This window comes from Curtobacterium luteum (assembly GCF_014646995.1).
Classification (GTDB): domain Bacteria; phylum Actinomycetota; class Actinomycetes; order Actinomycetales; family Microbacteriaceae; genus Curtobacterium; species Curtobacterium luteum.
Genome location: NZ_BMOI01000014.1, coordinates 82,142 through 108,046 on the forward strand (window position 1 = coordinate 82,142; position 25,905 = coordinate 108,046).

The window sequence follows — 25,905 nt, forward strand, 5'->3', positions numbered from 1 at the left end:
CCAGTGAAGATCCTCGTCACCGGAGGGGCCGGCTTCATCGGCTCGAACTTCGTCCGCCGCACGCTGGAGGACGCGTACCCGGGCCTCGAGGGTGCCGAGGTCGTCGTGTACGACGCGCTCACCTACTCGGGCAACGAGGCGAACCTCGCTCCCGTCGCCGACTCGCCGCGCTACACCTTCGTGCACGGGGACATCCGCGACGCCGAGAAGCTCGACGAGGTCGTCCCGTCCGTCGACGCGATCGTGCACTTCGCCGCCGAGTCCCACGTCGACCGCTCGGTCCGCGACTCGGGCATCTTCGTCGAGACGAACGTCGTCGGCACCCAGCGCCTGCTCGACGCGGCGCTGCGCCACGGCACCGAGCGCTTCGTGCACGTCTCCACGGACGAGGTCTACGGCTCGATCAGCGAGGGCTCGTGGACCGAGGACCGCCCGCTCGAGCCGAACTCGCCGTACTCGGCGTCGAAGGCCGGCAGCGACCTCCTCGCGCGCAGCTACCACCGCACGCACGGCATGAACCTCTCGATCACGCGCTGCTCGAACAACTACGGGCCGTACCACTTCCCCGAGAAGGTCATCCCGCTGTTCGTGACCAACCTCATCGACGGCGAGCACGTCCCGCTCTACGGCGAGGGCAACAACGTCCGTGACTGGCTCCACGTCGACGACCACTGCCGCGGCATCGCGCTCGTGCTGGTCAAGGGCCGCGCGGGCGAGGTCTACAACATCGGCGGCGGCACCGAGCTGACGAACAAGGAGCTCACGCAGCTCCTGCTCGACGCGACCGGCAAGGACTGGTCGTTCGTCGACCGCGTCGCGGACCGGCTCGGCCACGACCTCCGCTACTCGGTGGACATCACGAAGATCCGCGAGGAGCTCGGGTACGAGCCGCAGGTACCGTTCGAGCAGGGGCTCGCGGACGTCGTGCAGTGGTACCGCGACAACCGCTCGTGGTGGGAGCCGCTCAAGGAGCGCGCGGCGCTCAGCTGAGCGGCGAACACGACCTCGACGGGACGCACGACACCATGACGCGATACCTCATCACCGGCGCCGCCGGCATGCTCGGCCAGGACCTCCAGCACGCGCTGGCGGGCCGTGCCGTGACGGCCCTCGGCCGCGCCGACCTGGACATCGCCGACGCCGAAGCGGTCGACGCGGCGGTCTCCGGCCACGACGTCGTCATCAACTCGGCGGCGTACACGAAGGTCGACGACGCCGAGACGCACGAGGACGACGCGTACGCCGTGAACGCCACCGGTCCGAAGCTCCTCGCCGAAGCCGCGGTCCGCCACGGCGCGAAGCTCCTGACGGTGTCCACCGACTACGTGTTCGACGGCCACGGCACGTCGCCGTACCCGGAGGACGCCCCGACGGACCCGATCAACGCCTACGGCCGGTCGAAGGCTGCGGGCGAGGCGTTCGTCCGTGAGATCGCACCGGACAGCTCGTACGTGGTGCGCACCGCCTGGATCTACGGCGCGCACGGCCCGAACTTCGCGGCCACGATGCTCCGGCTCGCCGCGTCGCACGACACGGTCAGCGTCGTCACGGACCAGGTCGGGCAGCCCACCTGGACCGGCGACCTCGCAGCGCGCATCGTCGAGCTCGTGGACGGCGACGCCCCCGCGGGCACCTACCACGGCACCAACGCCGGGCAGGGCTCGTGGTTCGACTTCACGCGCGCCATCTACACCGAGGTCGGCCTCGACCCCGAGCGGGTCCTGCCCACCGACAGCACCGCGTTCGTGCGGCCCGCCCCGCGGCCCGCCTACAGCGTGCTGGGGCACGACGGCTGGTCCCGCGCCGGGCTCGCGCCCATGCGCGACTGGCGCGAGGCGCTGCACGCCGCCGTCCAGGCGGGCGCCCTCCAGGCCTGATCCGCCGCGCGACCAGACGACGGCCTGGAGGCTCCCCACCGGTCCGGTGCGGAGCCTCCAGGCCGTCACGGGGTCCTCCCCGTCCCCCCTGGTAGGGTCGGCCAGCCGGGTCACGGCACCACGACCACGACGAGGAGCACACCAGCATGACCACTCTCCACGTCGTCGTCGACCAGGTGGTCGCACCGGTCCCCGGCGGCATCGGCCGGTACGCCGAGGAGCTGACCCGCCACCTCGTCGCCACCGCGCCGGAGGGCTGCGAGGTCGCAGCGGTCGTCTCGGCGGTCGGGAACGACGACCTCCGCCGCCTCGAGACCCTGCTCCCCGGCCTCTCCGAGCTCCAGCGCCTGGCGCTCCCCCGCCGCGAGCTCTCGCTCGCCTGGCAGGGCGGCATCGTCGGTGGGCTCGCGAAGGAGATGGTCCACGCGCCCAGCGTCCTGGCCCCGCTCGTCAAGCACGACCGCGTCCAGTTCCCCGGGCGCCAGAGCGTCGTGACGGTGCACGACACGGTGCCCTGGACACACCCGGAGACTCTGACGCCCCGCGGCGTCCACTTCCACCGCGCGATGGTGAAGCGCGCGTTCAAGTACGCCGACGCCGTGGTCGTGCCGACGCACGCGGTCGCGTCGGCGCTCAACGAGGTCTACCGGTTCGACGACCGGCTCCGGGTGATCGGCGGCGCGCCGAGCGGTCGGCTCCGGACGCCGGTCGACGCCGACCTCCGCGCGGAGCGGCTCGGCCTCCCCGAGCGCTACGTGCTCGCCGTCGGGACGCTCGAGCCCCGGAAGGGCCTCGCCCACCTCATCGCGGCGATGGCGCACCCGGACGCCCCGCAGGACGTCCCGCTCGTCATCGCGGGTCCGGACGGTTGGGGCGACGTGGACGTCTACGGCACCGCCGAGCGGGCCGGGCTCGCGCGCGACCGGGTCAAGGTGCTCGGCCGTGTGGACGACGCGGACCTCGCGGTCGCCTACGACCGGGCGACGGTGTTCGTCTTCCCGAGCCTCGCGGAGGGCTTCGGCCTCCCCGTGATCGAGGCGATGAGCTTCGGCACGCCGGTGATCCACTCGGACGACGCCGCGGTGAGCGAGGTCGCGTCGGACGCCGGCGTGACCGTCGCCCGTGACCCGCGCGACTCGTACCCCGAGCGGCTGGCCCAGGCCGTCTACCAGGTCGTGAACGACCCGCTCCTCGCATCCCACCTGGCGGTCGCCGGGCCCGACAGAGCGCGGATGTTCGACTGGAACGACGCAGCCTTGGAGACCTGGCAGTTGCACGCGGACCTCTGACGGCGAAGCCCCAGGCGGCGGCTCCGACCCGCTGTTAGCGTTCCGGGGACCACCCTCGAGTCCCGACGGGAACGCCATGTCCGCACCACCCCCGGCCGTCGACGACCGGCCCGCCGTCGACACGGCAGCCGATCGTCCGACCGTCGACCCACGACGGACCGCGCTCGCTGCGGCGCTCGTCGGGGTGTTCGCGTTCGCGATGTCCGTCACCGGCTCGTGGATCCCGTCGGCATGGGCCGACGAAGCGGCGACCATGAGCGCAGCACGACGCTCCCTGCCCGAGCTCTGGCACATGGTGCACCACGTGGACGCAGTGCACGGCCTCTACTACGCGATGATGCACGTCTGGTTCGAGGTCGTGCCGTACTCCGTCTTCACGCTGCGGCTCCCGAGCGCGATCGCGGTCGGCCTCGCCGCTGCCGTCACCGTCCTGCTCGGCGCCCGCCTCGTCGGCCCGTGGACGGGCATCGTCGCGGGAGTCGTGTACGCGGTGCTCCCCCGGGTCACCTGGGCCGGCAGCGAGGGGCGGTCCTACGCGGCGACCACGCTGTTCGCCGTCGTGCTGAGCCTCGTGCTCGTGGTCGCCGTGCGGCACACGGCGGAGCGGCGTCGACGGGCCTGGGTCTGGTGGCTGCTCTACGGGGTCGCCGTGCTGTGCTGCGGGCTGCTCTTCGTCGACATGCTGCTCCTGGTCGTCGCACACGGGGTCACGCTGCTCGTCGGGATCCTGCTCGGTGGTGGTCCGGGCGGACGTCGGTCGCACGTGCGCACGGCGCTCTGGTGGCTCGTCCCGACGGTCGTCGCCGGAGCCCTGCTGTTGCCGTTCGTCCGCCTGGCCTCGGGCGAGGCGGACCAGCAGCTCTACTACATGGGGCGGATGGGCTGGGGCTTCGGCATCGTCAAGCTCGTCTTCCTGCAACAGTTCTTCGCCGGGACCAAGGCGATGGCTGCGGTGGCGTGGCTCCTGGTCGCGGTCGGGGCCGTCGGCGCCGTGGTCGTGCCGCGGCTGCGCGACCGGATCCCCGCGGTCGCGCTCACCCTGCCGGCCGTGTTCCTGCCGCCCGCGGTCGTCTACGTGGCGTCCGTGCTCGTGCGGCCGCTGTTCAACCCGCGGTACTTCACCTTCGAGACGCCGCTGGTCGCGATCGCGATCGCACTCGGCCTGACGGTCCTCCCGTGGCGCCGGACCGCGGTCCTCGGTCTCGCGCTGCTCGTGCTGCTCGCCGTCCCGCAGTGGGGCGCGCAGCGCATCCCGACCGCGAAGGACGCGTCGACGTGGGGCCCCGCCTCGGCACTCCTGGAGCGTGAACGTGCGGCCGAGCCCGCCGGCACCCGCGACGGCGTGGTCTACGGTCCGCTGCCGTCGCACGTCAACCGGACCACCGAGTTCGTGGCGGCCTCGTACCCCCGCGCGTTCCGGGGCATGCGCGACCTCACCCTCGAGCGGAGCGCGGTCGACATCGGTCAGCTGTGGGCCCAGCGACGACCCGCGAGCGGGCCGTTGTCCGGCCTGACCCGCGTCGACCGCGTCTGGTTCGTCGGGGAACCGACGGCGGACGAGCCGCGGCTCCTGCAGCGACGGCTCACGGCGGCCGGGTGGCGGATGGTCGGGCAGTGGCGCGAGGGCGCGTTCCGGCTCATCGACTTCGCCCGACGCTGAGCGCCAGCGCCGCGCCGCGCGTTCCGCGCCGCGCGTTCCGCACCGCGCGTTCCGCACCGCGCGTCAGAGCGACTCGCGGAGCCGCGCCGCCTTCTCCTCGACGAGCCGCTCGAGCCCGTCCGCGTGGGCCGCGAGCCGGGCCGCGACCTCCGGGTCGGCGGAGCCGATGATCCGCGCCGCCAGGAGTCCGGCGTTCGCCGCGCCGTTGATCGCCATCGTCGCGACCGGGATGCCCGCGGGCATCTGCACGATCGACAGGAGGGAGTCGAGACCGTCGAGGCGCGCGAGCTGCACGGGCACGCCGATGACCGGCAGGGTGGTCATCGACGCGACCATGCCGGGCAGGTGGGCCGCGCCGCCCGCTCCCGCGATGACCACACGGATGCCGCGACCCGCGGCGGCGCGGGCGAACCGGGTCATCTTGTCCGGGGTGCGGTGCGCCGAGACGACGTCCGCCTCGAACGGGATGCCGAGCTCGGACAGCTGGTCGGCGGCGGCGCGCATCGTCGGCCAGTCCGAGTCCGACCCCATGATGATCGAGACGAGCGGCTGGACGGGGGCTGCGGTGTCGGTCACGCGTCGAGCCTAGCCGAGCAGCACCCGCCGCCACCCGTCGCCGTCGGTGCCGATCGTGCGCTCGCCGGCGACCCACGACGCCGCGCCCGGGTCGGCCGTGCCGCGGTCCACGGCCGCGACGACCGCGGCTCGCCAGGCGGACGGGTCGTCCGGCACGGCGACGACACCGTGGGCGGCGGCCTCGGCGTAGGAGGGCCTGTCCGACACCACCGCGGGCAGCCCGAGCGCCACGTACTCGAGCGCCTTGAGGTCGCTCTTCGCCCGGTTGAACTCCTCGTCGCGCAGGGGCGCCACGCCCGCACGCCACCGCTGCCGGTGGTCGACGAGCCAGCGGGCGAACGCCGGGTAGTGGCCGTCCGGTACCTCGACCCGGCGGTACCAGTCCGCGTCGTCCTCGGCGACACCGATCACCTCGAGGCGTACCGGACGGCCGTCCGACGCGACGAGGTCGGTGAAGACGTCCCGCAGGAGTTCCAGGTCGGCGGCGTGCGTGAGCGTCCCCATGTACAGCACACGATGCTCGTCGGCGGGGAGGTGGCCGGTGTCCACGACGAGTCCTGGTGCCCACAGCGTCGGGTCGAGGGCGTTCCGGACGACGACGACCTCGCGGGCGATCGGTCGCACGACCTCGGCGAGCTCGGTCGTGCTCACGACCACGACGTCGGCACCCCGGACCAGCGCGTCGATGGAGGCGAGTCGGTCGGGGTCGTACTCGGCGCGGGCCAGTCGCTCCCGGCCGGACGCCGTGAAGAAGTCGTCGTCGACCTCTGCGACGACCCGGACACCGCGGGCGTGCGCCGCGTCGAGGAACGGCCCGACCGACGCTCGCGGGAGGATGTCCCGCTGCACGAGCACGACCGCGTACGTGGTGTCGTCGGTGCCGTCGACGAATCCCGCCGGGTCGACCTGCCGGACGGTCGCGGTCCCCGCGGCGGCGAGGTGCTCGGTACGGCGGACCACCCGGACGTGCGCGGACGCGGGGTGGGCGCCGTGCGCGCCGGCGACGACGTACCCGACGACCGGGAGCGGCGCGGAGCCGGACCCCGTGGCGGGTGCCGTGCGGGTCAGGGAGCGACGGAGGCGGCGGGCGGCCCGGCGGACGAGATCACGCGGCATGGGACCATCCTCCCGTACCTCAGCGCACGCGGACGGTGCGGCACCCCAGCGAGCGGTCCCCTCCGGAGCCGACGCCGAGGGCCGTGAGGCACACCGACCGACTGCCCGACGCCACGGTCACCGTGCCGGAGAGTCCGTGCGCGGGCCCGGCCCCGTGCGCGCGGTCGACGTCCGTGCGGCGTGCGTCGGCGACGAGCGTGCCGACGGTGCGACCGCCGGCGGTGACGCGCACGCGGAGCGCGCGGGAGGTGTCGTCGCGGTCGAACGTCCAGCCGCGGACGGCCACGCGTCGGTGGCTCGGCGACGTCACGGCGTCGAGGCGCCCGGTCGGTGCGACCGCGGGCACGGTGACGGTCCGGCACGGATCGGCGGTGGAGTCCGCGCCGGCACCGACGTTCCGTGCGACCGCGCAGACCCGGTGCTTCCCCGGCGTGGTCGGGACCACCCCGGCGTACCCGTGTTCCCGTCCGACACCCCACTGCGCCGCGACGTCCGTCCGGGTGGCGTCCGCGGTGAGGGTCGCAGCGGTGCGGCCGTCGACCGTGACCGCGACCGACAGCGCGGTGTCCGGCTCGTCCCCGTCGAAGGCCCACCCGGTGACGGCGACGCCCGCCGAGGCGGTCGCCACGCGCTCGAGCGATCCGTACGGGTCCGCGCGGTAGGCCCGTGCCGGCTGCGCTGCCGCCGCACCGAGCTGGGCCTTCGCCACGAGGGTCTGCGCGAACGACGAGAACCACGTTCCCGCTGCCGGTCCGCCGTTGCACGTGCCGTCGCTGGCCCCCGGCGTCTTGACCCAGAGCAGTGCGTCGAGGGCGGTGCCGTCGGACACCACACGCGGCGAGGTCCCGAGGCCGGCGCCTGGTCCGTTGCACCAGGTCCCGCGCCAGCCCTGCCCGTTCCTGGAGGTGTCGATCACGTAGTGCGCTCCCCCGGTCGCCGCGGACAGCTTCTCGGCGTAGGCCTGCTCCTGCGTGGTCGGGTAGTAGTTCGCGACGTTCGTGAAGAACCCGCGGGCCTCGGCGACACCCGCGCGGCGCAGGCGGTCGGCCATCGTCGCGACCGGCTGCCAGTTGGAGTTCCCCGCGTCGAGGTACGACGGCACCCCGGCGGCCGTGAACGCGGCGACGGAGCGGCTGAGGATGCGGTAGCGCTGCGCGTCGAGCGTCGCGTCGCACTTGGCGTTGCTGAGCATCGCCAGGGAGTCCGGTTCGACGACGACGGCCGCCCGGTGTCCGGCGAGCCGCCCGGCGATCTGGTCGACCCACGCGTCGTACGCGGTCTCGTCGAGTCCGCCGGCGGAGTACCCGCCGCAGTCGCGGTCCGGGATCGCGTAGGTCACGAATACCGGGGTGGTGCCGGCCTGCTCCGCTGCGGCGACCGCGCGGTCGATCGTCGTCGTGAGGGTCGTCCCACGCGTCCAGTCGCCGAGCCAGATCGCCACCGGGTACCGGGCGATCGTCGCCGCCGCGGCGGCGCCGGCCGGGTCGCTCGTCCGCAGCGCGTCGGCGGCCTTCGCCGCCTCGCTGGTCGCGGACCGGTACGGCCCGCCCGCGAACAGGCTCGTCGACACCGCCGCGCGGATCGCGGCGGCTCCGGTGGCCGCGTCGGCCGACGGTGCGGCGACGACGACGCCGGTGAGGACGGTGGTGACGACTGCGGCGGCGCCGAGGACGGCGAGGCTGCGCATGCGGGCTCCCTGACTGGACGGACCGACCCCTGACCGGTCGGAGCGTCCATGACAACACGTGCTGCCCAGCCGGCGACACTCGCCAGATCGGGTGGCACCCGAGGGAGTGTCGGCACAAGTGCGGACAACGGCCGGGAGGCCCGTGGCGGCGCCGCCACGGGCCTCCCGGCCGTCCTGTCACGCGTCCTGCGCGTCAGTCGTCGAAGTGCGCGGCAGCAGCGCGTGCCCGGTAGACGACGTCGTCGACGTCGTCGCCGACCACGGTCACGTGGCCGATCTTCCGACCCGGCCGCGGCGCCTTGCCGTAGAAGTGGTACTTGGCCTCCGGGAAGGCGGCCAGCGCGCCCGGGTACCGCGCGGCGAGGTCGCCGTCCGCCGGGCCGCCGAGCACGTTGATCATGACGGCCGACGGTGCGTGCATGCCGGTGGCGCCGAGCGGCAGGTCGAGCACGGCGCGGAGGTGCTGCTCGAACTGGCTGGTGGTCGCCCCGTCGATGGTCCAGTGACCGGTGTTGTGCGGGCGCATGGCGAGCTCGTTGATGAGGATGCGCTCGTCCGCGGTCTGGAAGAGCTCGACCGCGAGCACGCCCGTCACGCCGAGCTCCTCGGCGATCCGCACGGCGATCGACTCGGTCAGGTCGGCGATCCGGCCCGCGCTGTCCGGCGCGGGTGCGAGCACCTCGGCGCAGACACCGTCCTGCTGCACGGTCTCCACGAGCGGCCACGCCACGACCTCCCCCGAGGGGCGGCGCGCGACGGACTGCGCGAGCTCGCGGGTGAACGGGACGAGTTCCTCGACGAGGAGCGCCTGTCCGCCGCCGGCCTCCGCGATCGCGGTGAACCAGTCGTCGGCGCCGGACGCATCGCTCACGACCCGGACGCCCTTGCCGTCGTAGCCGCCGCGCGCCGTCTTCACGACCGCGCGGCCGCCGTGGTCGTCGAGGAAGGCGCGGAGCTCGTCCTGGTCGTGCACCGCGGCCCAGTCGGGCACGGGCAGCCCGAGCTCGGACAGCCGGCGCCGCATCGTGATCTTGTCCTGCGCGACCGCGAGCGGCTCGGGACCGGGACGCACCGGGACGCCGGCGTCGACGAGCGCCCGGAGGACGTCCTGCGGAACGTGCTCGTGGTCGAAGGTGACGACGTCGACGTCCCGCGCGAAGGCGAGGACCGTCCCGGCGTCGTGGTAGTCGCCCTCCGCGGTGGCCGCGATCCCCGCCGACATGGCGGGTCCCTCGGCCAGGACCCGGATGTCGATGCCCAGTTCCAGTGCGGCCGGCACCATCATGCGTGCCAGCTGACCCCCACCGATGACCCCGACGCGCAACGCCATGCTGTGTGTTCCTTCCGTCGCTCACACCGAACGGTCTGAGCGCGCTGTCTAGAATCGTCCTCCGAAGTCGCCACGAGGTGCGACCCGTGACAACTCTACGGACCCTGGAGACACCGTGCGCCGACTCATCGCCCAGCTCGCTCGCTTCGGGGCGGTCGGCGCTGTGGGGTTCGTCGTCGACGCCGCGGTGTTCAACCTGCTGCGCGCAACGGTGCTCGCACCGGACGAGGTGCACTCCGGGCCGTTCTGGGCGAAGGTCGTCTCGACGATCGTCGCCATCTTCGTCAACTGGATGGGCAACCGCTACTGGACGTTCCGGGAGCAGCGTCGTGCCACGGCCACCCGCGAGGGCATCGAGTTCGTCGTCGTCTCCCTCGGCGGCATGGTGATCGCGCTGGCCACCCTCGGGGTGTCGCACTACGCGATGGGCCTCACCTCGGTCGTCTCCGACAACATCGCGAACATCGTCGGACTCGTGCTCGGCACGGTCTTCCGCTTCTGGCTCTACAAGGTGTGGGTGTACCACCCCGAGCGCACCGCCGCGCCGGTCCAGGAGCCCGTCCGCACCGAGGTCGCCCCCTAACATCGCCGCTGTGACCACTGAACCGCAGCCCCCCGTCGTCGCGCGCTGGGAGCGGGTGGCCATCGCGGTCGTGACGGCCACCTTCGGCCTGTGGCTCGTCGCCTGGGCGCTCCTGGTGCCGGTGTTCGAAGCGCCGGACGAGACCGCCCACATCGACGCGACCGTGCACGTCGCGCTCGGCGATGCGTGGGCTGCTCCCGGCGACCTCCGGGTGACCCGTGCCGTGCTCATCGCGAAGCAGCAACAGGCGACGCAGCCGTCGGACGAGTGGGCGACCGTGACCGAACTGCTGCAGACCTTCCCCGGGCCGTCGACCACGGTCAACCAGATGACGCAGCACCCGCCGACCGCGTACCTCGTCGGGGCCGCGGTGCTCCGGGCCGTGCACTACGGCGACCTCCGGTGGGACCACGCGTTCCTGGCCCTCCGGCTCGCGGACGTCGCCATGGTGACGGCCCTGCCGCTCCTCGCCTGGTCCGCGGTCCGCCGGGTGACACGCTCCCCCCGCGCCGCGCTCGTCGGCGGGCTCGCGGTCTTCGCGTCGCCCGAGCTCGCGTCGATCGGGTCGTCGGTGTCGAACGACGCCCCCGTGCTGCTGCTGGCGGGCGTCACCGTCTGGCTCGCGACCCGGATGCTCACCGGGGACCTCCGGTGGCGGACGGCGATCGGGCTCGCGGTCGCGCTCGGGGCACTCGTCTGGGTCAAGGGCACCGGTCTGCCCGCCGTGCCCTTCGTCGGCGTCGTCGTGCTGTTCTCCGGGGTCGGGCTCCTCGGCTGGGGTGCGCGGGCGCTCCGGACCGTCGTCGTGCTCGGCGTCTCGGGAGCGATCGGTGCCTGGTGGTGGCTGCACAACCTCGTCGCCTACGGCCGCGTCCAACCGAACGGGTACACCGCGATGCGGCCGCCGAAGGACTTCCCACCGGGCGAGCACCCCACGCTCGGACACTTCCTCGACGTGAGCTGGGGCACCCTCACCCGAACGTTCTGGGGCAGCTTCGGCGGCCGGGCCCAGGTCACCATCGGCGACCTGCTGACCGCCGTCATCACGCTCGTCGCGCTCGTCGTCCTCCTGGGCTGGGCCTTCCGACGCGGTCCGGAGCTGCGGACGCTCACCTGCCTCGCGGTGTTCCCGGCGCTCCTCATCGCCATCCAGAACCGGACGAGCGCGCACTCGTATCTGACCACCACGGAAGTCGCCGCCACCCAGGGCCGGTACTACTTCCCCGCGATCGTCTGTCTCATCGTGCTGAGTGCGGTCGCCTGGCGCCGCCTGCTGCCCAGCGGGCGGTTCCGCGGGGTCGCCGTGACCGGGCTCGCCGTCGTGCTGCCCGCGATCGGCGTGTACGGGTTCGCGGTCGCGGCCGCGTGGTTCTGGAACGCAGCGGTCTTCCCCGTCACCGGGCGAGGACTGCTGCGCTACTCCGAGGTCGGGCCGGTGCCGCCCGTGGTGCTCGCCGTGGTGGTCGTGCTGGTGGGCGTGGGGCTCGTGGCGTCGGTGGTACAGGTCGTCCGTGCCGGTGCCCGTCAGCCGGAGCCCGTCCCGGCGTCGACCGGCGCGTAGGGCATCGGGCCGTCCCCGGCGCGGAACGGGCGTGGCGGAGCCGAGCCCCGCCGACCAGCGCGGACCGTCGGGCCGGCCGGCCCCGTGTCAGGCCGCGTGTCAGGCCGCGTGCGCCCCGTCGTGCACGACCGACGCATCGTCGGTCGGCGTCCGCCGCCGGAACCACGTCGGCACGGCCGCGCAGAGCAGGAACAGCGCGTCGACCGCCAGGCTCCAGACCCGCGTCACGACGACCACGACGAGCGCGATCGACGGCGGCATGACGAGGCTGAGGAGGAGCGCCTGCACGCCCTCGCGGACCCCGAGGCCACCCGGCGCGAACACCGCGAGCATGCTGATCGCCGAGGCCATGCTGGCCGCACCGATCACGAACGCCGCGTCCGTGCCCTTGAGCGACGGGTACACCGCGAGCGTGATGAAGTAGTACGCCGAGCCGGAGAGGATCGCGCCGGCGACGTAGAGGCCGGCACCCCCGAGCACGGTGCCGAGGCTCGGTCGGACGTCGTCCTCGAGCGGCTTGCGGCGGAGGATCCGGAGGGCCAGCCCGATCAGGAACACGAACACCTGCGGGATGAGGCAGACCACGCAGCCGACGAACGCCGCGACCATGAGCGCGATGAGCCACGGGTCGAGGTCGTGCGTCCGCGGGTCGACGAGCAGCAGGACGAGCGCGAGGGCGAGCGTCGCGGCGATCTGCAGGGCGCCCTCGAGGAGCCCGCTCACGCCGAGGCGCGCCTTCGAGACGCCGTGCTTCGACGCGAAGTACACCTTGCCGATGATCCACGTCGCCGCACCCGGGATGTACCGCCCCATCCACGACTTGGCGTAGACGTACGTGAGCGTGACGCCGCTGCCCTTCAGACCGGTCGCACCGAGGCGGCGGAGCAGGTAGAACCAGATGCCGACGCCCCAGTACCGGAAACCGACGCTGATCACCGTCGCGACGGCCACCCAGCCCCAGTTCCACTCGACGTCGGCGAGCTGGCTCCAGTCGACGCTGCGGACGTAGAGCACCAGGAAGACGACGAGCAGCACGTAGAAGACGATCGGCACCACCTTGCCGAGCACGCGTCGCCGCTTCGACGGACGCTTCCCCTCGACCTCGGGGGTGTCACTGCTGGTGGTTCCTGACAATCGTTTCTCCTGACGGCGCTGACCCACGGACGATCTGGCCCGTCCGGCCCGCTGACGATGCGGTGCGCGGACGATGCGGCCCGACGACGGCGTCGCACCACGGACTGCTCCGGGCCCAGCGACATGGTAGCCGGGCCGGGATGGTGACGCCCCGACCCGGTCAGCCGTCCAGGCGGATGACCTGGATGCGGCAGGGCTGCGCCGCGTCGCTCGAGCTGTCGCCGGTGCAGGCGATATCGGCCCCGAAGGTCCCGACCACCTTCCCGGCCATCGAGTAGTCGCGCGCTGGGGCGGACGCCGGGTCGAACTGCACGAAGTAGCGGATGCCCTCGTCTGCGTAGACCTTCAGCATCGCCTCGGAGTGGTAGGTGTAGCCCTGCCCGGAGCGTCCGAACGCGCGCGTCCCGGTGAGGAACGCGATGGACGCGAGCGAGCGCGAGTTCGTGCCGATGATGGACGAGCCCGCGGGGAGCGCGCCGCTCGACTTCATCTGGTCGGCGAGCGCGACCAGCGGCGGGACGTCGACCGGACCGGTCACCTGCAGCGGGTCGGTGCGGTTCACGGACGGGTAGAACGGCGCGGGCGAGCCGAACCAGTTCTGGGTGTACGAGGCGACGGGCACGACGGCGATCGCCACGCACGCGACGACGGTCCGGATGACGCCGCGTCGCCGCACGAGCCGCCACACCGCCGGCAGCATCAGCGCGCCGATCATCGCGGTGAGGTAGAAGAGCGGCCAGTAGTACCGCGCGTTCCCGCCACCGCTCGACGACGACGTGATCATCCCGTAGCCGATGAAGTACACGAGGGTGGACGCCGCGACGATGCACGTGAACGCGTACCGACGGAACCGGACGACGCCGATGACGAGCGCGGCCGCGAAGAGGAGCGCGATCGGGGCGGCGAACGGCGCGAACGTGCTGATCTTCTGCAGGTAGTACGGGAAGGCGAGGAGGCGCTGCTCGACGTAGTAGGTCCCGCGGGCGACGAGCGAGCTCGACTTCGTGACGGTCGGCTCGGTCTGGGGCCGTGACACCGGCGGGACGGCGTCGGGATCGGGGTTGTCCTGCACGCCCTTCTCGAAGACGCTCGGGGTGAAGTCCTCGTTCGCCGTGGTCGCGTGCTCGTTCGGCGGTACCGGGAGCCAGGGCCAGTCGGTCGAGCGGCCGGCGTCGTCGAACTTCGACCCGACGTTCACCGACAGCGAGGAGCCGAGCGTGACCTCGCCGTACTTCACGGTGAGGGCACCGACCCACGGCGCGATCACGACGGCGAAGGCGACGACGGCCGCGACCGGGACCGGCCACCAGTGCCGGACGGGCTCGCGGCGACGACGGGCGGACCACACGCGGAGCAGGAGCCACAGCACCACCGACCCGAGCGCCACCGGGAGCAGGAAGAGCTTGACGAAGTACCCGATCGCCGCGACGGCACCGAGCACGATGCCCGAGGCGATCCGAGACCGACGACTGCCGTGCAGGGCCTGGTCCGCCCAGCGGAGCGACCACAGGAACCCGAACATCCACGCGACGACGAGCAGGTCCGGCGTCTGCACCGACACCGCGCTCATCAGTGCGGGGATCGCCGTGACCATGAAGAGCACGGCCGGCACGGTGCGGTGGTTCTGCGACCAGACGAGCCACCCGCCGATGCCGAGCACCACGGCGACCGCCAGGGTGTTGACCACGGCGAACGCCGTCTGCGGACCCGCCCCCACCGCGATGATCGGCGCCATGAGCCACGAGACCATCGGGGACCAGTACGCGTTGACCGCGTCGCCGAACCACCCGTGCGCGTACTCGCGCGCGATCCCCATGTAGGAGATGCCGTCGACGTTCGTGACGCCGAGACGGTTGTGGTACGCCACGGACGCGCTGAGGCCGACCCCGACGAGCAGGAGGACGCCGAGCCCGATCGGGACGAGCACCTTCCGGAGGTGCAGGGACGAGCGAGCCGCCCGGCGCCCGCTGGTCGTCGCGGGGGCATCCTCGGCGGCGTGGGTCGTCAGGGTCACGTCCTCCATCATTGCATCCCTCCGCACACCCGAGGGCCGCTCACCATGCCGGTGCACGGCATCCGCGTCCGTGCACGGCCGCCCGAGCAGCCGACACGCGCTCACCATCCCGTGTGTGCGAGACTGCTCAGGTCCAGCCCGCCGAACACGAGGATCGATCTTGCCCAGCGCACCCCGGCCGAGCACCCGACTCGAGTTCCCCTACCTCGACGGCCTCCGCGGGCTCGCTGCCCTGGCCGTCGTGGTCTACCACGCGTACCTCTTCACCGGGGTGACCGGCACCGGGCCGACGCAGATCCCTTGGCTCCGCCCGATCATCGGCTGGGGCTACCTCGGCGTGCCCGTCTTCATCGTGCTCTCGGGCTACGTGCTCATGCTGCCCGTGATGACCCGGTTCGACCGGTACCGCATCCCCGGCGGCTTCTGGAAGTACATCTGGCGTCGGGCCCGCCGGATCATCCCGCCCTACTGGGCCGCGCTCGTGCTGTTCGCGCTGATGATCCGGTTCATCCCGGTCCTGCACAACCCGGGCGGCACCCAGTGGGACACGAAGCTGCCGATGGGCTGGGGCACCTTCCTGACGCACTTCTTCCTCGTGCACGACTTCTTCCCGCAGTACATCGGCAAGATCGCCGGACCGATGTGGAGCGTCGCGGTCGAGTGGCAGATCTACTTCCTGATGCCGCTCGTCATCCTCCCGCTGTGGCGGCTCATCGGCGGGTGGGCGACCACCTCCGGACTCGTGCTCATCGGCATGTGGATGGGCAGCGAGTCGAAGTACTCGTGGATGCACCCGTGGTTCGTCGGGCTCTTCGCCGTCGGCATGCTCGCGGCCGAGATCACCGTCCGCGCCCGGGACGCCCACGCCTCCGGCACGCTCCGCATCCGGACGAAGCCCCGCTGGCAGGAGGGCGCCTTCATCGTGGTGCTGCTGCTCGGCATCGCCGTGCTGTTCTTCTCGCACCGTGACTACTACCAGCACCAGACCTGGCCGTCCGAGGTCGTGACCGGTGTCTTCACGGGGGTCCTCCTTACCTGGCTCGGCCGCTCCGCCGTGACCGGCCACCACACCTGGCTCGCGCGCTTCTTCGCGTGGCGGCCCTTCGTCCTGGCCGGACTCGTCTCCTACTCGGTGTACCTGTTCCACAGTCCGCTGCTCGGCTTCGGCAACCTCCTGCTGCTGCCGTTCGGCTTCTCGCCGAAGCTGCAGTTCCTGCTCATGATCGTGGTCGTGGTGCCCCTGACGCTCGGCGTCTGTGTGGGCATGTGGTGGCTCGTCGAGCGGAACTTCCTGAACCGCCGACAGCAGCACGCACGGGTCGAGGTCAACGGCAACGGCCCCATCCCGGACGTCGAGCCGATGCAGCCGGAGAGCGCAGCAGCCTCGCGCTGATCGCTGCGGCCCTCCCGACGCGCCGGGTAGCATCGCTCGGACGCGACGGGTGCACAGCACGCACCCGAGGCCGCTTCGACAGGGAGGACGCCGCCGCATGCGCGCATCCAGCAAGAGGATCTTCGGTCTCGGAGCCGCCGCGGCGGTGGCCGCGGCGCTCACGATCGGGAGCAGTCCCGCGACCGCGGAGACGTCGGCGACACCAGCCCCCGCGTCCGCGGGGACGCCCACGACCGCCGGGTCAGGGTCGTTGTCGATCGCCGAGATGGACCAGACCGGGAACCACGTCATGGGGGCCGGCATCGCCCGGAACGCCGGCGAGACCGAGATCGTCACGTCCGTGCCTGGGGCGGTGACGACGCAGCAGGGGGACCTCAGCGCGACCGCCCAGGCCGCCTCCGCCGGTCCCCCGCCCGGCCGGATCCAGGGCTTCGACATCAGCGCGTGGCAGCCGAGCGTGAACTTCCTCGCGGCCTACCGCGCAGGCGCCCGCTTCGTCTACGTCAAGGCCACCGAGGGCACGAGCTACGTCAGCTCGACGTACAAGCAGCAGTACGCCACGGCGAAGCAGCGGAACCTCTACCGCGGCGGGTACGTCTACGCGCAGCCGAGCCAGGCGAGCGGCGCCGCCACCGCGAACTACTTCTTCGCGCACGGCGGGCAGTGGAGCGCGGACGGCAAGACACTGCCTCCGCTGCTCGACATCGAGTACGGCTCCGCGTCCCAGGGCACCTGCTACGGCAAGTCGTGGTCGCAGATGCGCAGCTGGATCAAGGACTTCTCGAACACCGTGTACCAGAAGACGAAGCGGTACCCGGCGATCTACACCACGACCGACTGGTGGAAGCGCTGCACGAACAACAGCAACCAGTTCTCGAAGAACCCGCTGTTCGTGGCGCTCTACCCGGTGCACGACTTCACGACGCCGGGCACGCTCGGTCGGAGCTGGTCGAAGTGGACGTTCTGGCAGTGGTCCGCGAGCGGGACGCTCCCCGGCGACCAGGACGTCTACCGCAACTCCGCGGACTACCTCGAGCGCTTCGCGTCCAAGACCGGGTGACGCCCGTCGCCGTCCCGGCGTGACCAGCAGACGGACGGGAGGCACGGTGCCAGCCGGCACCGTGCCTCCCGTCCGTCCCGGCGCACGTCGCGACGTGCCGCAGCGGTCAGCGCGTGTGGCTCGTCGCCTCCGCGAAGTCGGCGTCGAGCGCCGTCGCCATCGTGGCGACCCCCTCGGCGAGCCGGGCGCGGATCGCCTCGTGCTGGCCGTCGAGGTCCTCCAGGAGGGCGGTGACGTCGTCGACGAAGGTCGGCTCGAGTGCCGACTCGATCGGCTTGGAGTAGGCCTGCTGCCCCATCTGCTCGAAGAACAGTCGGCCCTTGTCGACGTAGTAGAGGACCGCGGCGGGGACCCCGGCGATCGTCGCGACGATCGCGGAGTGGAGTCGGCTGGCGAGGAACAGGCGGCTGCGGGACATGAGGCCCGCGTACTCGGACGGCGAGAAGGCGTCGGCCTCGACGACGTGCGTCCGGTCGCCGTGCTGCATGAGCGCGATCACCTCGCGGGCGAACGCGGCGTCACCCTCGGACGCCTCCATGTGCATCGGGTAGAAGACGACGTCGGCGTCCCAGCGCTCGACCTGGCGGTCGGCGAGGTCGGCGAGCGCCTGACGGTAGGTGACGAGCCGTTCGCTGTCCACACCGGTCTGCCGGAAGCGCTTCGGCAGGAAGCGGAACGGGATCCACCCGCTGCGCTTGTAGTGGAACCAGCGGCGCACCCCGAAGCCGATCGAGCCCTCGAGGCGGTCGGCGGTGAGGCCGGTCGTGGCCTCGAGGCGGGCGAGCACGTCGGCGTCGGGCTGCTGCACCGTGCCGACGACGGCCGGGTCGAAGGAGGACACGACGGGCGTCCGGACACCCCAGGCGAGGAGCTTCTCGCGGGACTCGTCGTCGCGCACGGCGAACGAGCGGCAGAGGTCGACGGTCGCGCGGATGAGCCGCTTGCTGATGCCGGCGGAGGTCGGGCCGATGCCCTGGAACGCGCCGACGAGGTTCCGGTTCACCGTGCGGACGAGCAGCATCTTGCCGAACCAGTACACGAGGCCGAGCTTGTTCGTGTAGTCCTTGAGGATCTCGCCGCCGCCCCACAGGACGAGGTCGGCGCCGCGCGCGGCCCGCAGCAGCGCGAACAGGTCGCCGATGCCGGTGCTGTACGGCGACACCGGCAGGAACCGGATGCCGAACCACGCGGCGTCGCGGTCGGGGTACTGCGACAGCGAGACGATCTCGGCGTCGGGCCAGCGTCGACGGACGAGCTCGACGTTGCCGGCGAGGATCGCTCGGTCGCCTCGGTTGTGGGGCGAATCGCTATTGTGGATCAGTACGCGCACGAGTGGAGAGCCTACCGGTCCCACGCAGCACGCCCCGTGGAAAGGCCGACTTGTCCGACACCTCCCGCCCCCGTCTGCTCGTCCTCGGATCGACCTTCCCGGCCCGGCCGGACGACGGGGTCCCGGCCTTCGTGCTCGACCTGGCGCACCAGGAGGCCACCGAGTTCGACACGCTCGTCCTGACACCCCGGGTCCCCGACGGTGCCGCACGCGAGCGCATCGGCGACGTGCAGGTCCGCCGGTTCCCGTACTTCCCGAAGGCCTTCGAGGACCTGGCCGACGGCGCGATCCTCGACAACCTCAAGGAGAAGCGCAGCCGCCTGGTGCAGGTGCCGGCGCTCGTCCTCGCCCAGTACCGCGCCGTCCGCGCTGCGGTCCGGTCCGGGCGGCCGGACGTCATCCACGCCCACTGGGCGATCCCGCAGGGCCTCGTGGCGACGCTCGCGGCGCCGGGGGTCCCCCTCGTGGTCACCACGCACGGCGGCGACATCTACGCGCTCCGCGCCGCACCCCTGGTCCGGCTGAAGCGCTGGATCTTCGGTCGCGCCGCGCACGTCACGACGGTCAACTCCGAGATGCGGGACCGTCTGACCGAGTGGGGCGTCCCGGCCGACCGGTCGACGGTGATCCCGATGGGCGTCGACCTGGGTCCGGCACGGGACGCCCGTGCGCGGGTCGCCGCCGAGGAGCACCACGTGGTCGCCGTCGGCCGTCTGGTCGAGAAGAAGGGCTTCGGCAACCTGCTCGAGGCCCTCCGCGGCATCGGCGACGACGTGCCGTGGCGCCTCACGATCGTCGGCGACGGGCCCTGGCGCGGTCGGCTCGAGCAGCAGGCTGCGGGCCTCCCCGTCACGTTCACCGGGCAGCGCGGCCGGACCGAGGTGCTCGAGACGCTGGCCTCCGCGACCGTCGTGGCGGTGCCGTCGATCCCGGCCGCGAACGGTGACCAGGAGGGCCTCCCGGTCACCCTGCTCGAGGCAGCGGCGGTCGGCGCGGCGATCGTCGCGAGCGACCTGCCGGGCATCCGCGACGTCGTGCACGACGACGACTCCGGGCTGCTCGTGGCGCCCGGCGACGTGCCCGCCCTCGGTGCGGCGCTCCGTCGGGTGCTCACCGACGCCGAGGCGCGCGACCGGTACCGCGAGCGCGCGGTCGAGTCGGCGGCGGAGTTCTCGACCGAGCGGATCGGCGAGCGCTACCGGGCCGTGCTGCGCGGCGCGATCAGCTGACCACCGTCGCGCCCCGCCGGACCGGCGTCCGACGCTGAGCGGTCGTCGCGGTCGTCCGTGTCTGCGCGCCCGTCTCGGGCGTCCCGGTCGCGACGCAGTCCGGCGAGGTCGCCGGCCACGAACAGGGCGATCGTCGCGGCGGTCAGCACACCCGCGAGCACCGTGGCCGCGAGCACGAGCTTCGCGGAGTGCGGCACGAGCGTCGCTCCCTCGAAGTGCAGCAGCGACCAGATCGGCACCAGGGACAGCAGCGTCCACGCCGGGACGAGCACCACGGCCGCGTGCCGCGACGCCCGCAGCCCGGCCGCGAGCGCGATGGCGATCGGAGCCCAGACGGACAGCGTGTAGCGGTTGATCGGCGCGCCCCCACCGGCCATGTACCGGATCTCGACCAGGACGAAGAGCACGACGACCGTCACGAGCATGGCGACGACGAGCGTCCGCGGCCAGCCGTCGCCCGGAGCGCTCGAACGCCCCGGGTTCTGTCCCCGGCGGGTGGCGATCCGGCGCACCAGCAGCACGACGACGGACACCGCGAGCAGCAGGACCGGTGCCAGCAGGAGGATCCACGGCACTGCGTCGCGGAGGTCGAGCGCGCCGCGGTAGAGCGCGAAGAGCTGCTTCCAGAACGCCGGCTTGGTGGCGACCTCCTGGTCCGTGAAGTGCGGTCGTGGCACCCACCCCGGCCACGCCTTTGGCCGGCCGCTGAAGGACCCGGCGACGATGGTGTTGCGCACCCAGAACCACCCGGAGGCCGCAGCGGCCGCCACCACGGGCACGAGCGCGACGACGACGCGGGCCCACAGGCCCTGCAGTCGGCCGAGCCGCACGGTCCGGGCGAGCAGGAACGCCACCGCGACGGCCACCAGCCAGAGCGCGAAGGAGAGCCGTGTCGTCATGCCCGCAGCCGCCACGAGGGCTCCGCACACGAGCAGGCGCGGCGTGACCCCGGACCGCAGGGCGGCTCCGGCCACTCCGCAGGCGAGGGCGCCGAGCAGCGCGGCGAGCGAGTCGTTGTAGACCACGCCGGCCTGCACGACGAGCACCGCGGTGAACCCCGAGACGACGGCGACGGTCGCCGGCAGTCGTCGAACCTCCGGGAAGCAGCGCGAGGCCGCCCAGGCAGCAGCCGGCACGATGCCCGCGACGATGACCGCGTTGACGATCCGCGCCGCGACGACCGCCTGCACCGGGTGGCCCGCGTCGACGAGCGGGCCGACGAGCGGCGCGAGCAGGACGTAGTAGAGCGGTGGGTGCTGGGCGACCCACTGGACCGGCGGGTGGTGGCCGAACCCGGGCTGGAACCGCACCCCGTCCATCAGCACGGGCAGCTGGCCGTGCCACACCCGGAGGGTGTAGTCGACGTGCGCCGACTCGTCCGTGCTGCTGAGCGGCTCGGTCGACGCGATCCGGGCGACCGCGGCGACGAGCACGAACAGGGTGGCCGCGAGCACGACCGGGGTGGCCCAGTCGTGCCCGCGGACGCCGTCGAGCAGGAGGCGCCGCACCCGGACGGTCACGGAGAGCCTCAGCGCCCCATGCCGCGGTACGTGAACCCGGCCGCCGTCCAGGCGTCGCGGTCGAGGCAGTTGCGTCCGTCGACCACGACCGGGCTGGCGACCAGGCCGGCGACCTCGGACGCGTCGAGCTCGCGGAACTCGTTCCACTCGGTCAGCACCAGGACGAGCTCGGCACCGCGGAGCGCGTCGGCGGCGGTCTCGGTGTAGTCGAGCTCGGGACGGACGCGGCGGGCGGTCACGACGGCCTCGGGGTCGTACGCCGCGACGTGGGCGCCGAGGCCCTCGAGTCGGCCGGCGATGTCGAGCGACGGCGAGTCGCGGACGTCGTCGGAGTTCGGCTTGAACGCCAGGCCGAGCACCGCGACCCGCTTGCCCGCGACGTCACCGCCGAGGAGCTCCTGCGCCAGCGTGACGACGTGGTCCCGGCGGCGGAGGTTGATCGCGTCGACGTCGGCGAGGAAGGCGAGCGAGTCCGGCACGCCGAGCTCGGACGCACGCGCCTGGAAGGCACGGATGTCCTTCGGCAGGCACCCGCCGCCGAAGCCGAGGCCGGCGTTGAGGAACTTCCGGCCGATGCGGGCGTCGTGCCCGATCGCGTCGGCGAGGGCGGTGACGTCCGCACCGACGACCTCGGCGATCTCGGCCATCGCGTTGATGAAGGAGATCTTGGTCGCGAGGAACGCGTTCGCGCTGACCTTCACGAGCTCGGCGGTGGGCAGGTCGACGACCAGGCGCGGGGTGCCCTCGGCGAGCGCCGATGCGTAGACCTCGTCGAGGACGGCGGTGGCCCGCTCGCCCTGCTCGCCGGCGGGAACGCCGTAGACCAGGCGGTCGGGCGAGATGGTGTCCTGCACGGCGAAGCCCTCACGGAGGAACTCGGGGTTCCAGACCAGCGTGGCGCCCGGCACGGCAGCCTCGACCTCGCCTGCGAGCCGCGCTGCGGTGCCGACGGGGACCGTGGACTTGCCGACGACGTAGGCGTCCGCGGAGAGGTGCGGGACGAGGGACGCCACAGCGGCGTCCACGTACGTGAGGTCGGCGGCGCCGGTCGGGCCCTGCGGCGTGCCGACGGCGAGGAAGTGCACCGTGGCGTCGGCGACCTCGGCCATGTCGGTCGTGAAGCGGATGCGGCCCGAGGCGAGCGCCTCGGTCAGGATCTCCGGCAGACCGGGCTCGAAGAAGGGGGCCTCGCCCGCGGCGAGGCGCTCGATCTTGCCGGGGTCGACGTCCACCGCGACGACGTCGTGCCCGAGCTTGGCCATGGAGGCGGCGTGCACGGCACCGAGGTAACCGCAGCCGATGACAGAGATACGCACGGGAAGACGGTACAGGTTCCTGCACGGCTTCACACCGAAGGCCGGGCGCGCGGCACGTCGCAGCACCCCGGCGCGCGCCAGCGGTGGGCGGGCGTCGGCTCAGCCGCGGACGTCGCCCCACGGCGGCCGCTCGGCCCCGCCGCCCACGATCTCGTCCCAGTCCGGCTCGCGGTGCCGCCGGCGCGCCTCGTGGGCCTCCACCAGGTCGTGCAGCACGGCGACGACGAGGTCGGCGTGCGGGACGTCGGCGAGCACCGCCACGGGGTCGTCACCCGGGAACACGAGCACGTCCCCGGAGCGGAACACCCCCTGCAGGCCGCGCCGGCGCACGGTCACGTCGTACCCGCGGGCGTGCAGGAGCTCCCGCCGGGTCCGTGTGCCGAGTCCGTGCACGACCACGAGCCGCCGGGTGGTGACGACGTAGCGCTGGGACATCCACCGGACGAGCGGGACCACCCCGCCGACAACGAGCAGCAGCAGCACGACGACCGCCACCACCACGTTCAGCCAGGCCAGCTGTGCCCGGAAGACGCCGAACCCGAAGCCGCCGGCCGCGGTCACGAGCACCACGAACACGGCGGGGCGGACGAGCCGCCGTGCGTGCGGCCGGAGCCGGGCGACGACGCGCTCGGGCGGCGGCTCGGCGGTCATGCCCTCATGCATAGCGCAGGTGCGTGACGTCGCCCACCGCGACGCCCCTGGTGGCACCGTCCCGGTGCCGGATCGTGATCCGGCCGTCGTCGTCGATGCCGACCGCGTCGGCCTCCTCCACCGTGCCGTCGGGCAGCTCGAGTCGGATCCGGCGACCGATCGTGCCGCACGCTGCACGGACGTCGGACCGGACCGCCTCGGCGGCCGCACCGCCCGTGGCGAGGGCGACCACCGCCTCCAGGACGGCACCCCGGAAAGCGACGATCACCGCGTCGGCGAGGTCGGGTGCGGTCCCCGTGACGCCGGCGACGGCGAGCGAGGTCGAGGTCGGGGTCGGGAGTGCGTCGGCGGGGATCGTGAGGTTGACCCCGGCACCGACCACGACGCTGCCGTCGGCGGCGACCTGGCAGAGGATGCCGCTCACCTTGCGTTCGTCGAGGTGGACGTCGTTCGGCCACTTGACCTCGACCACCGGCCGGGAGGCGCGGGTCGTCCCCGGCGCGCCGGGCACCAGGGCGTCCACCGCGTCGCGCAACGCACGGCCCGCGACGAGCGGCAACCAGCCGCGCGACCGGTCGTCCAGGTCCGCGCGGACGAGCAGGCTCGCCGCGAGCGTCTGCCCGGCGGGCGCCGACCACGAGCGGTCGAGGCGGCCGCGGCCGGCGGTCTGGTCGAGCGTCGCCACGACACTGCCGTGCGCCAGGTCCGACGCGACCGCGAGGAGGTCCGCGTTGGTCGAGCCGGTCGTGGGCGGCACGACGAGCGTCGCACCGTCCGCCTCGACCTCGGCACGGGTGAGCGGGAACGACGACGCGGGTGTGGACATGCACGCAATCTACGGGCAGGAACCGTGGACGACCTCCAACCGTGGGCGTCCGGGGCCGCCGGTATGGTGAGCGGGTGACTCAAGGTGACACCCCCGATCTCTCGACGACCGCCGGCCGGCTCGCCGACCTCCGCGACCGGTACCACGAAGCCGTGACCGCCGCGGGCGAGGCAGCCATCGCGAAGCAGCACGCGAAGGGCAAGGGCACCGCCCGGGAGCGCATCGAGCAGCTCCTCGACGACAACTCGTTCGTCGAGTTCGACGAGTTCGTCCGGCACCGCACGACCGCGTTCGGCATGGACGCCAAGCGCCCCTACGGCGACGCGGTCGTCACGGGCGTGGGCACGATCCACGGCCGGAACGTCGCGGTGTACGCGCAGGACTTCACCGTGTTCGGCGGGTCCCTCGGCGAGGTCGCCGGCGAGAAGATCATCAAGGTCATGCAGCACGCGCTGAAGACGGGCGTGCCGATCATCGGCATCCTCGACTCCGGTGGCGCACGCATCCAGGAGGGCGTGGTCGCGCTCGGCAAGTACGGCGAGATCTTCCGCCTGAACACCCAGGCGTCGGGCGTCATCCCCCAGATCTCGATCGTCATGGGCCCGGCGGCCGGCGGCGCGGTGTACTCCCCCGCCCTCACCGACTTCGTCATCATGGTCGACAAGACGAGCCACATGTTCGTCACCGGTCCGGACGTCATCAAGACCGTCACGGGCGAGGACGTCGGCTTCGAGGAGCTCGGCGGCGCGCAGACCCACAACCAGGTGTCCGGCGTCGCGCACTACCTCGCGGAGGACGAGACCGACGCGCTCGACTACGCCCGGTCGCTCATCGGGTTCCTCCCGGACAACAACCTCGCCGACGCCCCGGCCTACGACGTCGCCCCGGAGCTCGAGACGACCGACGCGGACCACGAGCTCGACGTCGTCATCCCGGACTCGACGAACCAGCCGTACGACGTGACGACGATCATCGAGCACGTCGTGGACGACGGCGAGTTCCTCGAGGTCCAGCCGCTCTTCGCGCCGAACATCCTGATCGGCTTCGGCCGGGTCGAGGGCCGCACGGTCGGCATCATCGCGAACCAGCCGCAGGCGATGGCCGGCACGCTCAACATCGACGCCGGTGAGAAGGCCGCCCGCTTCGTGCGGTTCTGCGACGCGTTCGGCATCCCGATCCTGACGCTCGTCGACGTGCCCGGCTACCTCCCCGGCACCGACCAGGAGTGGACCGGTGTCATCCGCCGCGGCGCCAAGCTCCTGTACGCGTACGCCGAGGCGACCGTCCCGCTCGTCACCGTCATCACCCGCAAGGCGTACGGCGGTGCGTACATCGTGATGGGGTCGAAGCAGCTCGGCGCGGACATCAACCTCGCGTGGCCGACCGCCGAGATCGCGGTCATGGGTGGCCAGGGAGCCGTCAACATCCTCTACCGCTCGGAGATCAAGCGGGCGGAAGAGGCCGGCGAGGACGTCGCCGCGGTCCGCACGAAGCTCGCGAACGAGTACACCTACAACGTCGCGTCGCCGTACCTCGCGGCGGAGCGCGGTGAGCTCGACGGCATCATCCAGCCGCACGCCACCCGCGTCTCGGTGATCAAGGCGCTCCGTGCCCTCCGCGGCAAGCGCGCCTCGCTGCCGCCCAAGAAGCACGGGAACATCCCGCTGTGACCGACGCGGTCGACCCGTCGAGCACGGGAACATCACCGTCACACGGGGTGACCGACCCGGTCGACCCGTCGAGCACGGGAACA

Annotated in this window: 21 protein-coding genes; 10 read left to right on the forward strand and 11 right to left on the reverse strand. The window is 72.6% G+C overall.

Features of this window, described 5'->3' with window-relative positions; genetic code table 11:
- Window positions 1–3: 3 nt before the first annotated feature.
- The 4 genes from rfbB (at window position 4) to IEY20_RS14475 (ending at window position 4,826) form a co-directional block, all read left to right on the forward strand.
- Window positions 4–990, forward strand: coding sequence for a dTDP-glucose 4,6-dehydratase (rfbB, locus tag IEY20_RS14460; protein WP_175328722.1), 987 nt, complete (start codon window positions 4–6; stop codon window positions 988–990).
- 35 nt (window positions 991–1,025) lie between these two features.
- Entirely contained in the window at window positions 1,026–1,877 is an 852-nt protein-coding gene (gene rfbD / locus IEY20_RS14465) for a dTDP-4-dehydrorhamnose reductase (RefSeq protein ID WP_175328723.1), read from the forward strand.
- Between the two features lie 146 nt (window positions 1,878–2,023).
- The gene (locus IEY20_RS14470; protein ID WP_175328724.1) at window positions 2,024–3,166 is read left to right on the forward strand and encodes a glycosyltransferase family 4 protein; all 1,143 of its coding nucleotides are present in this window, start codon (window positions 2,024–2,026) and stop codon (window positions 3,164–3,166) included.
- Between the two features lie 76 nt (window positions 3,167–3,242).
- The gene (locus IEY20_RS14475; RefSeq protein ID WP_175328725.1) at window positions 3,243–4,826 is read left to right on the forward strand and encodes a glycosyltransferase family 39 protein; all 1,584 of its coding nucleotides are present in this window, start codon (window positions 3,243–3,245) and stop codon (window positions 4,824–4,826) included.
- Window positions 4,827–4,889: 63 nt separating this feature from the next.
- On the opposite strand, the gene purE is transcribed toward IEY20_RS14475, so the two are convergent.
- From purE to IEY20_RS14495, 4 genes are all read right to left on the reverse strand, one after another.
- On the reverse strand, window positions 4,890–5,402 hold the full coding sequence (gene purE / locus IEY20_RS14480) for a 5-(carboxyamino)imidazole ribonucleotide mutase (protein ID WP_204620538.1): 513 nt from the start codon (window positions 5,400–5,402) through the stop codon (window positions 4,890–4,892).
- A 9-nt stretch (window positions 5,403–5,411) separates the two neighbouring features.
- Window positions 5,412–6,518: a glycosyltransferase gene (locus IEY20_RS14485; RefSeq protein ID WP_175328726.1), complete on the reverse strand. Its 1,107-nt coding sequence runs from the start codon at window positions 6,516–6,518 to the stop codon at window positions 5,412–5,414.
- Between the two features lie 19 nt (window positions 6,519–6,537).
- A complete protein-coding gene (locus tag IEY20_RS14490; RefSeq protein ID WP_175328727.1) occupies window positions 6,538–8,205 on the reverse strand; it encodes a glycoside hydrolase family 6 protein in 1,668 nt (555 codons plus the stop codon).
- A gap of 193 nt (window positions 8,206–8,398) precedes the next feature.
- Window positions 8,399–9,535 carry a 5-(carboxyamino)imidazole ribonucleotide synthase gene (locus IEY20_RS14495; RefSeq protein ID WP_175328728.1) on the reverse strand — a complete coding sequence of 379 codons (1,137 nt, stop codon included), beginning with the start codon at window positions 9,533–9,535 and terminating at the stop codon, window positions 8,399–8,401.
- Window positions 9,536–9,650: 115 nt separating this feature from the next.
- On the opposite strand from IEY20_RS14495, the gene IEY20_RS14500 reads away from it, so the two are divergent.
- Together IEY20_RS14500 and IEY20_RS14505 are read left to right on the forward strand one after the other, a co-directional pair.
- Window positions 9,651–10,118, forward strand: coding sequence for a GtrA family protein (locus tag IEY20_RS14500; protein ID WP_175328729.1), 468 nt, complete (start codon window positions 9,651–9,653; stop codon window positions 10,116–10,118).
- Between the two features lie 10 nt (window positions 10,119–10,128).
- Complete coding sequence (locus IEY20_RS14505; RefSeq protein ID WP_175328730.1) at window positions 10,129–11,679, forward strand: DUF2142 domain-containing protein; 1,551 nt, start codon at window positions 10,129–10,131, stop codon at window positions 11,677–11,679.
- 99 nt (window positions 11,680–11,778) lie between these two features.
- On the opposite strand, the gene IEY20_RS14510 is transcribed toward IEY20_RS14505, so the two are convergent.
- Together IEY20_RS14510 and IEY20_RS14515 are read right to left on the reverse strand one after the other, a co-directional pair.
- Window positions 11,779–12,813 (reverse strand): lysylphosphatidylglycerol synthase domain-containing protein, encoded by a 1,035-nt coding sequence (locus tag IEY20_RS14510; protein ID WP_175328731.1) that lies wholly within the window; start codon window positions 12,811–12,813, stop codon window positions 11,779–11,781.
- Between the two features lie 160 nt (window positions 12,814–12,973).
- Window positions 12,974–14,827: a glycosyltransferase family protein gene (locus IEY20_RS14515; RefSeq protein ID WP_175328732.1), complete on the reverse strand. Its 1,854-nt coding sequence runs from the start codon at window positions 14,825–14,827 to the stop codon at window positions 12,974–12,976.
- A gap of 160 nt (window positions 14,828–14,987) precedes the next feature.
- Here IEY20_RS14515 and IEY20_RS14520 point away from each other — a divergent pair, with 160 nt between their 5' ends.
- Together IEY20_RS14520 and IEY20_RS14525 are read left to right on the forward strand one after the other, a co-directional pair.
- Entirely contained in the window at window positions 14,988–16,220 is a 1,233-nt protein-coding gene (locus IEY20_RS14520) for an acyltransferase family protein (protein ID WP_175328733.1), read from the forward strand.
- Between the two features lie 97 nt (window positions 16,221–16,317).
- A complete protein-coding gene (locus tag IEY20_RS14525; protein ID WP_022902649.1) occupies window positions 16,318–17,280 on the forward strand; it encodes a GH25 family lysozyme in 963 nt (320 codons plus the stop codon).
- A 106-nt stretch (window positions 17,281–17,386) separates the two neighbouring features.
- Here the strand turns inward: IEY20_RS14525 and IEY20_RS14530 are convergent, their stop codons facing one another.
- Window positions 17,387–18,610: a polysaccharide pyruvyl transferase family protein gene (locus tag IEY20_RS14530; RefSeq protein WP_175329385.1), complete on the reverse strand. Its 1,224-nt coding sequence runs from the start codon at window positions 18,608–18,610 to the stop codon at window positions 17,387–17,389.
- Window positions 18,611–18,660: 50 nt separating this feature from the next.
- On the opposite strand from IEY20_RS14530, the gene IEY20_RS14535 reads away from it, so the two are divergent.
- Window positions 18,661–19,839, forward strand: coding sequence for a glycosyltransferase (locus tag IEY20_RS14535; protein ID WP_175329386.1), 1,179 nt, complete (start codon window positions 18,661–18,663; stop codon window positions 19,837–19,839).
- On the opposite strand, the gene IEY20_RS14540 is transcribed toward IEY20_RS14535, so the two are convergent.
- The 4 genes from IEY20_RS14540 to IEY20_RS14555 all read right to left on the reverse strand — a co-directional run bounded on the left by IEY20_RS14540 (window position 19,806) and on the right by IEY20_RS14555 (window position 24,152).
- On the reverse strand, window positions 19,806–21,359 hold the full coding sequence (locus IEY20_RS14540) for a hypothetical protein (RefSeq protein ID WP_175329387.1): 1,554 nt from the start codon (window positions 21,357–21,359) through the stop codon (window positions 19,806–19,808). The genes IEY20_RS14535 and IEY20_RS14540 overlap by 34 nt on opposite strands.
- Window positions 21,360–21,367: 8 nt before the next feature.
- Window positions 21,368–22,675 carry a UDP-glucose dehydrogenase family protein gene (locus IEY20_RS14545; RefSeq protein ID WP_175329388.1) on the reverse strand — a complete coding sequence of 436 codons (1,308 nt, stop codon included), beginning with the start codon at window positions 22,673–22,675 and terminating at the stop codon, window positions 21,368–21,370.
- A 99-nt stretch (window positions 22,676–22,774) separates the two neighbouring features.
- Window positions 22,775–23,326: a PH domain-containing protein gene (locus tag IEY20_RS14550; protein WP_022902656.1), complete on the reverse strand. Its 552-nt coding sequence runs from the start codon at window positions 23,324–23,326 to the stop codon at window positions 22,775–22,777.
- A 4-nt stretch (window positions 23,327–23,330) separates the two neighbouring features.
- Window positions 23,331–24,152, reverse strand: coding sequence for a biotin--[acetyl-CoA-carboxylase] ligase (locus tag IEY20_RS14555; RefSeq protein ID WP_175329389.1), 822 nt, complete (start codon window positions 24,150–24,152; stop codon window positions 23,331–23,333).
- Between the two features lie 74 nt (window positions 24,153–24,226).
- Between IEY20_RS14555 and IEY20_RS14560 the strand changes: the two genes are divergently transcribed.
- On the forward strand, window positions 24,227–25,822 hold the full coding sequence (locus tag IEY20_RS14560; protein ID WP_022902658.1) for an acyl-CoA carboxylase subunit beta: 1,596 nt from the start codon (window positions 24,227–24,229) through the stop codon (window positions 25,820–25,822).
- Window positions 25,823–25,905: the final 83 nt, after the last annotated feature.

Excerpts from the sequence above, each read along its gene's own strand:
- rfbD (WP_175328723.1), top strand. The coding sequence starts at position 1,026 with ATGACGCGATACCTCATCACCGGCGCCGCCGGCATGCTCGGCCAGGAC.
- IEY20_RS14470 (WP_175328724.1), top strand. The coding sequence starts at position 2,024 with ATGACCACTCTCCACGTCGTCGTCGACCAGGTGGTCGCACCGGTCCCC.
- IEY20_RS14475 (WP_175328725.1), top strand. The coding sequence starts at position 3,243 with ATGTCCGCACCACCCCCGGCCGTCGACGACCGGCCCGCCGTCGACACG.
- IEY20_RS14485 (WP_175328726.1), bottom strand. The coding sequence starts at position 6,518 with ATGCCGCGTGATCTCGTCCGCCGGGCCGCCCGCCGCCTCCGTCGCTCC.
- IEY20_RS14490 (WP_175328727.1), bottom strand. The coding sequence starts at position 8,205 with ATGCGCAGCCTCGCCGTCCTCGGCGCCGCCGCAGTCGTCACCACCGTC.
- IEY20_RS14495 (WP_175328728.1), bottom strand. The coding sequence starts at position 9,535 with ATGGCGTTGCGCGTCGGGGTCATCGGTGGGGGTCAGCTGGCACGCATG.
- IEY20_RS14525 (WP_022902649.1), top strand. The coding sequence starts at position 16,318 with ATGCGCGCATCCAGCAAGAGGATCTTCGGTCTCGGAGCCGCCGCGGCG.
- IEY20_RS14550 (WP_022902656.1), bottom strand. The coding sequence starts at position 23,326 with ATGACCGCCGAGCCGCCGCCCGAGCGCGTCGTCGCCCGGCTCCGGCCG.
- IEY20_RS14555 (WP_175329389.1), bottom strand. The coding sequence starts at position 24,152 with ATGTCCACACCCGCGTCGTCGTTCCCGCTCACCCGTGCCGAGGTCGAG.